Genomic DNA, 11,872 nt, shown 5'->3' with positions numbered 1-11,872 from the left:
CCCCGTTGCTCACCAAACGCTCATCTCTTTCTGCCATAAATGGAGTCAATGGGGCAGACCTGTCCCGCGTATCCTATTCATCCTTCTTGCTAGATGACGGAATGTTGGAAACGTCATTTATCTGCCAGTCATAAATTTGTTTGAACTCCAAAACCGTCATGGTACCAGCTGGACTAAGCTTACGCCCAATTTGGAGTTCAGTGTTGTGTCTAGCTATAAGGTCAGCCTTATATTGCATAAGGAGGCTTCCCCCGGATTCCAGCCTCCTATTCGTTATGTGAATTATGATTCGCTTGTCTTGAGCATCCTCGGTTTCATCAATCTCAATGACATCGTTAGGGTTGAGAAAACGGTAGTTATTCTCGCATGCATAGAGTGTATCTATTGTGTGACGCGCACTCTTGTAGGGTGAGCGAGTCTGTGTATTTAGCTTGAGTCTTCGGTCCTTGTGGGTAGCACCGATTCTCGAGTTTGGAAAGATTTTAGGGAACTTTGTGATCTTGTTATGATCATCCAAAATTTCATTGCGATACTCGCCAATCTTCAAGCGTAGGGACATTGGCACGCACTGCCCGAAACATGCCAAAGCGACACAGCCCTGCCCCAAATGCCAGACGCATTAACAGGAACGTGGGCACTTCTCGCAATGATTTAAACAACCCGATCATGCCAAACCGAACAATCCCTGCTGGACGGACAATTCCCTGCCAGATGGAATCGAGCCAGGAGGGTAAGGTTTCGGCAGTCCAATCTGCTGTGGTGACTTTACCCGCCACCAGTCCGGTGGCCTCCAGTAATTCTGAGAACTCTTCAATGCTGGAAAACGCTGGATGAGACCACTGATCCAGCAGTTGCCGCATCACTGGCCTTTCCCAAAAATTGAATGGAACCTGGCGATCGTCTCGCTGATTCCAATCGGCAACAAGCAGAATTCCACCCGGTTTCAGCACGCGCAAGAGCTCTCGAGCAAATTGTGCCTTATCCGGCATGTGGGGTCCTGCCTCGACCGACCAGACCACATCAAAACTGGCATCGGGGAACGAAAGTGCCAGCGCATCATCAATCTGAAAGTGCGCATTCACCTCTGGGGAAGTCAGTTCTTGAGCACGTCTGACTTGCTGAGGGCTGATGGTGATTCCTGTGACCACAAAGCCATAATCTCGCGCGAGAATACGACTGCTGCCGCCAATGCCACAGCCCACATCTAACACTGTCGTACCGGAAGGAAGCTTGTCTAACCCACCCCAATGCACCATTTCATGCACAAAGTCTGACTTGGCTTTGAGAAAATCCTTTTTGCGCGGGGGAGAGCCATAGTGTCCCAGATGTACATGTTCGCCCCAGTAGAACTCTAGAATGCCGTCATTCGTCCAGTCATCATAGGAATTGGCGACAGAATCGGCAGACTGATATTTGCGGGGAAAGAGCAGGTACAGTACTAATCCAATCAGCAGAAAGCCCAGGAGAAGGACGATCGCCCATATGAACATGTTCATCATGTCGAATGTCTGAATGAACGTGACTTCATTAACATGTATGGACAAAACAAAGAAGGTGACACGAGTAACTTGGGGAACCCCTCACACCCGCTCTATTGATGTGCCAACAGAGGCGAAAAGTGGCGTAGATTAGCCTCGGAAATGCTGCTAGGTCAATGCGAAGGGTATTGGAATCTCAGGCGACGCCCGATGAAAACCATGCTCACCGGACCGGTCACCATCCTCCAGTGGTCATTTGTCCGCGACGATCAGCCACGTCCTTCAAACTCGCGACGAGTGGAGTCCTGGATGAGCCCCAGATTCATACCCACATGTGCTATTCAGAATTCGGGGACATTCTGGAAGCGTTTGTGTGGTAACGGCCTCCACCCATACGCATATTCCCCGCTTGTCGCCGAGATGTGAACATCGCTACAATCGCCGGAAATCGTTCTGGGTTGAACCATGCCTGATTTGCGATGCCCGGCTTGCAGGGCGAGTAAAGTTCGTCTCGCGGCGAGAACCACTCTGCCCGATGCTCTCCTGAGTGGGTTGACGATTTATCCTTTTCGCTGTCAGCTCTGTGGCAGGCGGTTTCGAATATTTCTCGGCTGTCGGACCTCCAATCCGCGTCGAAGCTTTGAGCGCATCGACGTCTCTTTTCCAGTCTGGTTCAGACATCGAGAATCCGCATTCTCCTCTGACGCAGCAAAGGAAGGGACGATCGACAACCTTTCGATACGCGGGTGCCGAATCCGTTCCACCGCTCCGATCAGAATCGGCTCGCGGCTTGAGCTGGAGTTCCAGTATTCCGACAGTTCATTTCCGGTTACGATTGATGAGGCCATTGTGCGGTCCGCAGTCGATGGCGCAATCGGCCTGCGCTTCACCAGGCTCCATCGAGACGATGAGCGGCGCATTCGACACATTGTCGATGTGTGGTTGCCTGAAACCTTACCATCAGCCTAGTGGGCGCGTGCCAACGCCGCTGCCACAACTATCCTGCCAAACAGCTCTTGTCAGGTTTACATTCTTCTCGCGTGCTTCCCTCGAGCAAGAATCAAAGCTCGGATAATCCGGTAGAGCAGAGACAGCGACAGTACGCTCACAGTCCCCAATATCAGCAGCGTCCATGCGGACCAGAAGAGCGGCGGGTCAACCAGGGGCGTGGTATAGATATAGAGGTCTCCATGCTGGCGTACCCGCCACGGGATGCCGGGGGCAAGATAATGGCTTGCATATCGATATTCCGCTTCACCTCTGATGATCTTGCCAAGTTCGCTATCCAGCAACGCTAGCCAGCTGCGACTGAACCGCGGGGAACCATGTGCGCCGAAAAAGACCGTGTCGGAATTGGCGAGGTGTAGCAGCCGATCGCTGTTTGTCTTATACGCCACCAGATCAGATCCCGGCGCAAAGGCAATGATGCCGCCGAGATGCTGATAGACGAAATCGCCGGTGAAGACCTGATTGCGGCTTTTGTCGAGCAGGAGTATTGATTCCTTGGTATGCCCAGGCATGTTGAGCACGTCGAGTTTGCGGCCTCCCAGATCGATCACATCGCCATCGGCGATAAAGGCGGCAACCTTGAGCGGTCGTTTTCCAATGTCCAGCGATTCCCAGGGGCTGATCGTAAAGACATCATCCCTGACACTGTTGCGGATTTCCGGACGGTCTATGAGGTGGGTACGGTCAAACATTGCCGCATCACCGATATGGTCATAATGAAAGTGTGAGAGGATGAGCGTGATGGGTTTGGCTGTGTAGCGCTCTGCTATTGCGCGCATGGATCGCGAACCGAGAGGACGTTCGCCGCTGCCTGCATCGAACATGATGGCCTGGGTATCACCGATGATGAGGTGGGACGTGTTGTACTGAGAAGATCTTGGCTCATTGATAGCAAAAGTCTGGGCATCGATCGCTTCGACTGCATACCATTCATCAATCATTGCCGAAGCCGGGTCGTAGGTCTCTCCTTGTTTAATGTTGCCGAATACGTCTGCTGGTTCGACAATCTTGTCAAAACACCCTGCAAGGTTGAGGCACACCCCCACCAGGATCATGAGCGGCCAGCGACACATCGCAATATCTTTCAGGCGAATCGAGGTTGGCCGTAACCAATAGATAAGACCTATCACGTGAGGCAATTATAAGTAATATGCACTAAGAACTCCATACCGTCCCTATTACTCATGTCGCAGCACTGCCAACGGGGGCTGGCCGAGAATGCGATAGGTGCTGAGAAAACCGACCGACACCGTGAGGGTGATCGTCGCGATCACGCCCATGGCCAGCACGGCTGGCTGAAGATTCCACGATAACTCAAACACGGTCTCAAGGACCGCCCACGACAATGCACTGGCCAGCGCGCTGCCGAGAAACCCGCCCAAGGCTCCAAGCAAGGCATACTCGACCGCAAACGAGCGGGCGATCACTCCGCGTGTGGCTCCAAGGGCTTTGAGAATCACTGATTCATACAGACGGCGATAACGCGTCGCTGCCAAGGCCGCTGCCATCACCACAGCTCCCGATAGGACACAGAACAGCGCCACGGCACGGATGGCGAGAGACAGTCGATCGAGCACCCGCGCAAAGCTGTCGAGGATATCTCCGATGTTGATGGCCGTCACATTCGGGAATGAGGCCACCACTGCTTGCTGGAGGGGTACTTCCTCGGATGGAGCGACTCGAGCGGTCGCCACGTAGGTGTGAGGAGCCCCGTCGAGGGCACCCGGGGAAACAATCATGTAGAAGTTGGTGGAGAAGTTTCCCCATTCCACTCGGCGAATACTGCTGATCTCTCCGGTGATGGAGGCGCCTTGGATGTCAAGCTCCATCGTATCTCCGACTGTCAGACCGAGTTGCTTCGCAGCCTCTTCTTCGATCGAGATCAGAGGCTTGGTGAAGACTTGTCCCGGTTTCCACCATTCGCCCTGAATCACCTTGTTGTCTTTGGGGAGCTCCTGGAGGAACGTGAGGACATACTCTCGTGTCAGATACCACTTTTTTCGCCGCTCTTCCTTCTCGGCGGCCTTCTCACGTTGCTCTTCTGCCTCCGATGTGGCCTCAAGTTTGACCGGTTCCCCCTTAAGGGCAGCAAGGCGCGAGCGCACCAACGGTGTCAACCGAGGGGTCGAGTCGCCGGCTTGTTGATGTAAGAGACGCAGAAACTCATCGGTCTGATCCGGCTGAATATCGATGAAGAAAAACGTCGGCGAATCAGTCGGCCGATTCTCGCCCACCTGCACGAGTAACGACCGTTCAACGAGCGACACGGTCGTCACGACCATCACTCCGATTCCAATCGCGATCGTGATGCCCACCGCCTGGCTTCCCGGGCGCATCACATTTCCCAGTGCTTGGCGAAGGACGAGACGCTCGGGACGAGGCCATTTCTTGGCCGCCGCCAGGACAGCACGGGCTGATGCCGCCAACAGCAGAACCGCCGCTCCAAACGCCAGAATGAACAGCAGGCCGACTTTCCACGACCCTGCTTGCCACACCGATAAGAGAGCCAACCCCAGGCCGATCCCGCTCGATACGATCCCTTTGATGGGGTCAAGGTCATGCCAGGCCGTCCACCACCGGAATCTCCCCTGCTTTCGAGCCGGGGCGAGCGGAGCGACATCACGGCGAAAGATCCGAGCCGGTTTGACTTCACGGATCGTCAGCAGCGGCCACAGGGTGAACAGCAGCGTGGACAGTATGCCCAATGCCAGACCCTTCGCGAGAGGCGCGAGGGAAAGGTTCATCGCGCCTTTCGTGAATCCCAACTGGTCTAGAAGATCCGACGCCACTAGAGCCGCAATCATCCAAGGAAGTCCCTGATGGAGGAGGACGCCGATGATGAGGCCGACGAGACTTCCGACCAGCCCAAGGATCATCGCCTGCAGTCCATAGGTTCCGATGATGGTTGGAGAATCCGCGCCGACTGTCTTCAGCACAGCGATCGTATTGAGCTTTTCTCGCACAAAGGCATGAACCGAGGTTGCGACTCCCAGACCGCCCACAAACAGCGCCGTCAATCCGATCAGGCCCAAGTACCGGGTCAGTTGTTCCAGCGACTGCTTCAATTGTGGTTGGGCGTCCCGGTATGTCGAGACACGGGCAGATTCAGGTGTCAGGCGTGTCCTTAATTCATAGAGCAGAGGCTCCGGCGCCATGTTGCCAGGGACTTTCAAGAGATAGCGCTCACGGATCCTGCTGCCTACTTTGATCAGCTCAGCCGCATAAAGCCCCTCTCGCGACATCAGGACGCGGGGACCGAGGCTGAACGCATTGGCCATGCGATCGGGTTCCGTCCTGACCACACCGGTGATGACGAACTGACCTTGACCGATCTTGAGCCGGTCGCCGACGGCCAACGCCATTCTGATTAAAAGCGACTCCTGCACCACGACTCCGAAACAGGTGCGCCCAGGGCAGCCTCGAGCTTGTTGGTGAAGGAGTTCCGCTAAGTTGCTGTTGGGCTCCACTCGCAGCGAGCCATACAGCGGGTACTCAGGTTCGACGGCCTTGAGCTCGACGATCTGTGTCAGATGGCCACTGGTAGAAGGTTCTGCCGGCGCCGCCATTGCGACCAGTTCGCTGACATGCGTGCGCGAGATTCCACGAGCGCTTAGTGAGTCTAAGATTGCCTGACCGTTCGGACTGATCTGCCGCGATAACCGGATCTCCAGGTCGCCTCCCAGCAAGCCTCGCGCTTCTTTGGTGACGGTTTGCTCCACTTGCGTACCGAAGAGGGAGACGCCCGTCAATGCGCCGACGCCGATGGCGATACAGACCAAAAAATACAGAAAATGTCGCCACGCCGCGCGTGTCTCTCGCCATGCCATCTTGAACATGAAGGATGTCATGAATTTGATTCGGCGGCGGAATCGGAAGGTGAATGATCGGCAGAGAAGACCCGGTCAGAGCCTGGCAGCCCGGCCGAGAGGTCATCGACAAATTCGGAATACGAGGGCATGGTATCCGACTCCAGGCGTCCGTCGCGGAGCGAAAGTATTCGCTGCATCGAAGAAGCCAGCGTGGCATCATGCGTCACGAGCACAAGGGTGGTGCCGTGATCTCGGTGAAGAGAGAGCAGCAACTCGATGACATGGGCGCCGGTCGAGCTGTCGAGATTACCCGTCGGCTCATCGGCCAGCAGGATCGGTGGCCGGCAAGCAAAGGCGCGAGCCACTGCGACTCGTTGCTGTTCACCACCAGACAATTGCACTGGATAGTGCCCCATGCGGTCGGACAACCCGACCGCGTCGAGCAGTTCTGCTGCACGACCACCGGCCCGACCCACTCCGCTGAGCTCCAACGGAATCGCGACGTTCTCGATTGCCGTCAGAGTTGGAATGAGATGAAACGATTGGAAGATATACCCTACTTTTTCCCGTCTGAATCTGGCCATCAGGCTCTCGGCCATGCCGACAATGTTGGTTCCATCCAGCTCGATCGATCCGGTGGTCGGCCGATCCAGGCCGGCCATCAACCCAAGCAATGTCGACTTTCCACTCCCTGACGGTCCCACGATGGCCACGGTCTGTTTGGCCGGAATTTCAAAAGAGATGCGGTCGAGGATCGTAACAGAACGCGCCGCCGCCGTTAAGACCATCGAAACCTGTTTCACGTTGATCATTGAGAATCCTTTTTGCCTCAGAGCGAGACCATAGAGAATGATATTATACTGTACCGAAGAAGTGAGCGACTGTTGTGTGGGATCATGTTACGAGTAAAGCGATTTCACCATCTACTCTTGCCTGTGTTTATCATTCTTCTCTGGACGTCCACGACCGAAGGCGTCTCCTCCTCAGCTTCGGACACCAGGCCCCGCATCGTGGCTTTTGGAGACAGTCTCACGGCCGGACTTGGGGTACAAGCCGATGAGTCCTACCCCGCCCAACTCCAGCGCCGGCTGGATCACCTGAACTATCAGTATCGGGTGATCAATGCCGGTGTCAGCGGCGACACCACGGCCGGTGGATTGCGCCGTGTGCCGTGGATTCTTAACAACAAGCCTGAACTGGTGATTGTCGAATTGGGGGCGAACGATGGACTCCGAGGGCTCAGCGTCGATCAAACCAAAAACAATCTCCGCCAGATCGTTCAACGCTTGCTGGAGGCCGGCACTACCGTCGTCTTGGCCGGCATGAAACTACCGCCGAATTATGGACAAGACTACACCACTAGCTTCGAAGCCGTCTTCCCGGCAATTGCCAACGAATATCATCTTCCCTTGATTCCATTTTTTCTCCAGGGGGTTGGCGGGTCGTCGTCCCTAAATCAGGCGGACGGCATTCACCCGACAAAGGAAGGTTACAAGATTATCGTTGAGCAGGTGGTGAACGTACTCAGGCCCGTGCTGAATGAGCGAAGACAGAAATCTTGACTCGCTCACGGGCGGTGTTGAATGCGCGAGGTTCCTCTCGGAACTCGAGAGAAGTGAAACAAGACGACCTGCAGTTGAACAAGAGGACGCGACTCGTTACGACTTCTTGAAAAAGGTGTCATAGACGCCGTAGACGAGGATCACTCCGATCAAAAAGTAGTACAGACCGGTGATTCCGCTATAGTCCGGAGCCCCTCCTCCCTCTGGGGCGTTGGCCATTGCCGGCAACGCTTGGCTTAGCAGAGCTCCTGTTATCAGACCCATACCTGAACGTAGCTGTTTCATCTCCGTCTCCCTCCATATCGGACAAGCAAAAGAAGGGCGTATTTTACTGGACCTCAATTGGAAGGCGCAAGAGGCATGAGAAGCAGAAGTAGGCGCGTAAATGATGGGGGAAATAGCTATTATAGAGGGGGAATCTTGACCGCTGCTCTGAGTGCTTCTGCCACTTCCTTAAAAGAACCGGCGAGCGTATCGAACTGAGAACCCTTCTGAAGCATGTCGCGAGCAGCCGCTTGCATCTGTTCATCATAGCGGACCACCTCGGCGGTCAACTCACCGACTCTGATGAGCGTCTCTTTATAAGTTGCGATTTGGCGTTGAAGCTCTTGTACCGTCATCCGTGTGGTGTCTATCTGCGCCGTCGCAGTTTGGAGTTGTTGAGTCAGGCGTCCCACGTGCGCATGATGACCGTGCAAATCGGCCTCCAGCTGACCAAAAGCGTCTTCACTTTCGCGGCATCGCTCCTCAAGATTCATAATGGCTCGGATCCATGTCGAGATCTCTCCGGGGCCGAGTTTGGGAGGTTCGGGAAGCACCTCTTGCTTCCCGATCGCTTTCGTCGCCGACTGCAACCACTCCATAAGTTGCATGATTTCGTTGAGTTTGACGTCGACCGCAGGCGCTTGCATGGTGGGCGCCTTTCCATTCGTCGGAGAATCGACCTGCGGTAGCGGTTTCGATTCTTTTGGGGAACCCGGTTTGAGCACTTGCCGAGGTTGGGCCCACCGATGGTATTCCAGTAGGACCGCGATGCAATGGCGGCACATGGGTTCTTCAGAAGCCGTGCACGAACATTTCGAGATGAGATGACCGTCTTTCAGCCGGATGGTTTGCTCGTACAAACCCGAGTTGCCGATGACGGCCGAAGTGATCTGAGAGTCGTCGGCTTCCACAATACGAACCCGATTCTCGGTCAGGTATTGTTGACCGATTTGATAGGCGGAAGCTTCCGTCACGGCCTTGATCATCTGAGGGTCCAGCAACCCGAGCCGCTCCGCGCTGCAAGGAATTTTATTTCGCATCGTCGACACCCGAGTCTCTAAAACGCCGAATTATGAGAATGATCGTATCAGTCTGACGAGCGAACGAAATCCTGTCAAGCGCTGATCAATTTTGAGTTGCTCTTGAATGGTGGTGCGGTGGAACGCACGGTGAGACGGACTTACCGGCAGGGTTGGGAAGGCTGTCGCTTACCCATCGGCGTCAGCCAGATGTAATCTGCAATGGGTTCCCGCATGAGCGCGCGTACTTCATCCGTTCGGCTTGTGTCAAACGAAACCATATAGACGGTTGCCTGTTTGACAGCACCTCCGAGACGCCTGGCAACCCGCTTCGGTATGGGGAGGTTGTACTGGACATGGCCCCCTCCCGTATAACTTACAATGATGTGACGGGCACCGCCTCCATCACGTCGCAGTTCTTCTTGTCTGATAACCAGCGTCCTGGCCATGCCCTCATCACGAACCATCGACGCTTCGTACATCGTTCGGTAGTGCTCCTCGGTTCCTCCATGGCACCGCCTCAGCTGGTCGACGATCCTTTCTCGGTATGCAGGATCGTCAACGATATCTTCTTGGAGTATTCCCCAGCCAGCCCATTCCGGCTCTTGTTTGGCCTGGTCTAGCCCCAGTTTGACGACGCGACGGACCAACGGTTTGGGAGGGTTCATCGCTCGGACAGATACATGATGGTCGCGAGCAAACGTGACGAGTGGCGCATAGTCCTCAAACGCTCCACCCCAGTTTTGTTTCCAGCGTACCTGTTCCAAAAACTCGTTCGTAACCGGCTGAGTTGTCGATATGTAGCCGTCCAGTGCGTGTTGGCCGTCCCAGCCGAACATCTCCATCCCGATCGTCGGGTCGATGCCGTCGGCGACCAGTTGGTCCAGCACTTTCAGTGCCGCCTGGATATGGTACGGGTTGTGATGCTCCTCCCCCAGATACACAATGTCGTGACGTTCCAGGTCTTTGATCCAGTCCGAAAAATGAAGGGTGCGACCGGTTTGAGTCTCGAGAATTTGCCAGGGCTGCCACCTACCATCGCTGGAACCAGGGTTGCTGTGGCGCTCAACTGCACAACTGGTCGCGGACACGAGTAGGCAGGCCAGCAGGCCCAACATGACGGCCGACTTCCATTTTCCAGAGGCGGTAAACCCGAACCGTATTCGCATGGATTCAGTCCTACCATACCGATTGAGCATGAACAAGCGGACTTGACGCTATCGTTTGAAGACTACTATGCTCCTGATGAAGGCTCTTTGACTCCCTGACACACAAAGCCGATCACTTCCCGATGAATCCCGATCCGCTCGCCGAATTCCGTCGTGTCGTGAGCCATCGCGCCCGGCGGTCTCCCGGACAATGGGAAACATCAAAGAAACTGATCGAACGGACCACCCTTCCTTTCACCCTCGCCCGGCTTCACCAGACCATTCGGGAAAAAGACCTTCCGGCTTCAGTGAAGGAATCCCTGCTGCGTCTTTTCGAACCGCAAGCGACACAATCCGTTCAGGATCTCGACGGAGAGGGTCTGAGATCCGTTACCGGCTTCCCCCCGGCCAAAGCGCTACGGGCGCTCAGTATCTTTTTTGAGTTAGTTCCGGAACCGGGAGCGAAATGGCCTCAGACTCGCATGCCGAGTGCAGAGATCGAAAAAGCGATCCGCAATCTGAAGAATCCATTCGACCTCCTTCATCGCGCAGACGTGGCTTCTCTGTTGGATATCGGAGCCGGTGATCTCTCTTTCGCTGAGGAACTGGTTGATCTCTATGGGCCTGCGCTTATGCAGCAGAACCGACCGTTTATTCTCCATTGCCTGGATCGACTCGACCCTCTTTCGCGGCTGGGAGGTCCGCTCCATGCGAAACCGGAGAGGCTACGGCGGCTACAGCAGGAACCCGGGCTTTCGTTCTCCTTCTACAGTAACCAGAACATGTTCGAGCTTGGACATCTGGATGAGCGGGAGTTGCTGGCACCTCGATATACCCTTGCCACCTGTTGGGCTCCAGCCACACCCACCTTTGCGTATGAACCGACGCGACTCTCTCAGGCACTCATCAAGCAGGAATTGGAGCGGACCAAGGGCGTATTTCGCCAGACACGCTTTGGAAAGGAGCCTGCCTTGGAAGTTCAGCATGGTGATCGTGCCCTTCTGTTCCCGCCTTGGAAGTTCGAGATTGCCGGACCCGTCGCTCTCCTGAATCTGCTTGCCCGTCGTGGAGCTGTTTGTGTGCTGGGCTCAGTGGATACGCAAGTCTTCTGGGAACTCCTCGCACAACTCCTGGAGGACCCACGCTATCGTCCACAGGACGAACCATTTACCGCCGTCAACCTGTCGAAGATCTTCGGCAAGGTCTACGATGTGCTTGCCGACTTGCCGGTCGGTGAGTCAGTTGATCTCGCCGACTTGGCGGCTCTTCGGCATCAACCTCCGTCATCAACTCTATCTCCTTCACTGGACGTGTTGAATGGGACCTTCCGGTATGTCCGTATCAGCCGAGGCGCAACGTTCCCGGGCACTCCCGCGAGCAGTACCGCCCGGAAGTTTTCCTCTATGATCGAAGAAGTTCCCCCATGGATGGTCACCCTTGTCCAGGCGTAGCGCTCATCGAAGCACCTCGGCCCAGCGCCAAGATCGTAGAGGCGCAAAAAACATGAATAATTGACCGTCTTTAGACCCTTTGTTAGACTTCGATTGTGTCCGATCACCAAGCAATTCTACAGCCACTTCCCAC

At 55.2% G+C, this 11,872-nt stretch carries 10 protein-coding genes and 1 pseudogene; 4 read left to right on the top strand and 7 right to left on the bottom strand.

Annotated elements, in window-relative coordinates; all coding sequences use genetic code 11:
* Positions 1-521: 521 nt before the first annotated feature.
* On the bottom strand, positions 522-1,499 hold the full coding sequence (locus tag H8K03_10775) for a methyltransferase domain-containing protein (GenBank protein UVT18332.1): 978 nt from the start codon (positions 1,497-1,499) through the stop codon (positions 522-524).
* A 183-nt stretch (positions 1,500-1,682) separates the two neighbouring features.
* Here H8K03_10775 and H8K03_10770 point away from each other — a divergent pair.
* A pseudogene (locus H8K03_10770) lies at positions 1,683-1,852 on the top strand (hypothetical protein).
* A 91-nt stretch (positions 1,853-1,943) separates the two neighbouring features.
* Entirely contained in the window at positions 1,944-2,447 is a 504-nt protein-coding gene (locus H8K03_10765; GenBank protein ID UVT18331.1) for a PilZ domain-containing protein, read from the top strand.
* A 56-nt stretch (positions 2,448-2,503) separates the two neighbouring features.
* Here the strand turns inward: H8K03_10765 and H8K03_10760 are convergent, their stop codons facing one another.
* The 3 genes from H8K03_10760 to H8K03_10750 all read right to left on the bottom strand — a co-directional run bounded on the left by H8K03_10760 (position 2,504) and on the right by H8K03_10750 (position 7,107).
* Positions 2,504-3,559, bottom strand: coding sequence for an MBL fold metallo-hydrolase (locus H8K03_10760; GenBank protein ID UVT18330.1), 1,056 nt, complete (start codon positions 3,557-3,559; stop codon positions 2,504-2,506).
* A gap of 105 nt (positions 3,560-3,664) precedes the next feature.
* Positions 3,665-6,322 (bottom strand): ABC transporter permease, encoded by a 2,658-nt coding sequence (locus H8K03_10755; GenBank protein ID UVT18329.1) that lies wholly within the window; start codon positions 6,320-6,322, stop codon positions 3,665-3,667.
* An 8-nt stretch (positions 6,323-6,330) separates the two neighbouring features.
* Positions 6,331-7,107 carry an ABC transporter ATP-binding protein gene (locus tag H8K03_10750; protein UVT18328.1) on the bottom strand — a complete coding sequence of 259 codons (777 nt, stop codon included), beginning with the start codon at positions 7,105-7,107 and terminating at the stop codon, positions 6,331-6,333.
* A gap of 84 nt (positions 7,108-7,191) precedes the next feature.
* Here H8K03_10750 and H8K03_10745 point away from each other — a divergent pair, with 84 nt between their 5' ends.
* Entirely contained in the window at positions 7,192-7,857 is a 666-nt protein-coding gene (locus H8K03_10745; GenBank protein ID UVT18327.1) for an arylesterase, read from the top strand.
* A 96-nt stretch (positions 7,858-7,953) separates the two neighbouring features.
* Here the strand turns inward: H8K03_10745 and H8K03_10740 are convergent, their stop codons facing one another.
* The 3 genes from H8K03_10740 to H8K03_10730 all read right to left on the bottom strand — a co-directional run bounded on the left by H8K03_10740 (position 7,954) and on the right by H8K03_10730 (position 10,309).
* A complete protein-coding gene (locus H8K03_10740; GenBank protein ID UVT18326.1) occupies positions 7,954-8,142 on the bottom strand; it encodes a hypothetical protein in 189 nt (62 codons plus the stop codon).
* 119 nt (positions 8,143-8,261) lie between these two features.
* Positions 8,262-9,161 carry a hypothetical protein gene (locus tag H8K03_10735; GenBank protein UVT18325.1) on the bottom strand — a complete coding sequence of 300 codons (900 nt, stop codon included), beginning with the start codon at positions 9,159-9,161 and terminating at the stop codon, positions 8,262-8,264.
* Positions 9,162-9,301: 140 nt separating this feature from the next.
* Entirely contained in the window at positions 9,302-10,309 is a 1,008-nt protein-coding gene (locus tag H8K03_10730; protein ID UVT18324.1) for a ChaN family lipoprotein, read from the bottom strand.
* A 122-nt stretch (positions 10,310-10,431) separates the two neighbouring features.
* On the opposite strand from H8K03_10730, the gene H8K03_10725 reads away from it, so the two are divergent.
* Positions 10,432-11,739 (top strand): hypothetical protein, encoded by a 1,308-nt coding sequence (locus H8K03_10725; protein UVT18323.1) that lies wholly within the window; start codon positions 10,432-10,434, stop codon positions 11,737-11,739.
* Positions 11,740-11,872 lie beyond the last annotated feature (133 nt).

This window comes from Nitrospira sp. (assembly GCA_024760545.1).
GTDB lineage: Bacteria > Nitrospirota > Nitrospiria > Nitrospirales > Nitrospiraceae > Nitrospira_D.
The sequence above is the reverse complement of the archived record's forward strand: the minus strand, read 5'-3'. Positions and strand labels throughout refer to the sequence as shown.

Bases quoted from the DNA above. Each gene is read 5' to 3' on its own strand.
- H8K03_10745 (UVT18327.1), top strand. From the start codon at position 7,192: ATGTTACGAGTAAAGCGATTTCACCATCTACTCTTGCCTGTGTTTATC.
- H8K03_10725 (UVT18323.1), top strand. From the start codon at position 10,432: ATGAATCCCGATCCGCTCGCCGAATTCCGTCGTGTCGTGAGCCATCGC.
- H8K03_10740 (UVT18326.1), bottom strand. From the start codon at position 8,142: ATGAAACAGCTACGTTCAGGTATGGGTCTGATAACAGGAGCTCTGCTA.
- H8K03_10730 (UVT18324.1), bottom strand. From the start codon at position 10,309: ATGCGAATACGGTTCGGGTTTACCGCCTCTGGAAAATGGAAGTCGGCC.
- H8K03_10735 (UVT18325.1), bottom strand. From the start codon at position 9,161: ATGCGAAATAAAATTCCTTGCAGCGCGGAGCGGCTCGGGTTGCTGGAC.
- H8K03_10755 (UVT18329.1), bottom strand. From the start codon at position 6,322: ATGTTCAAGATGGCATGGCGAGAGACACGCGCGGCGTGGCGACATTTT.
- H8K03_10775 (UVT18332.1), bottom strand. From the start codon at position 1,499: ATGATGAACATGTTCATATGGGCGATCGTCCTTCTCCTGGGCTTTCTG.
- H8K03_10750 (UVT18328.1), bottom strand. From the start codon at position 7,107: ATGATCAACGTGAAACAGGTTTCGATGGTCTTAACGGCGGCGGCGCGT.
- H8K03_10760 (UVT18330.1), bottom strand. From the start codon at position 3,559: ATGTGTCGCTGGCCGCTCATGATCCTGGTGGGGGTGTGCCTCAACCTT.
- H8K03_10765 (UVT18331.1), top strand. From the start codon at position 1,944: ATGCCTGATTTGCGATGCCCGGCTTGCAGGGCGAGTAAAGTTCGTCTC.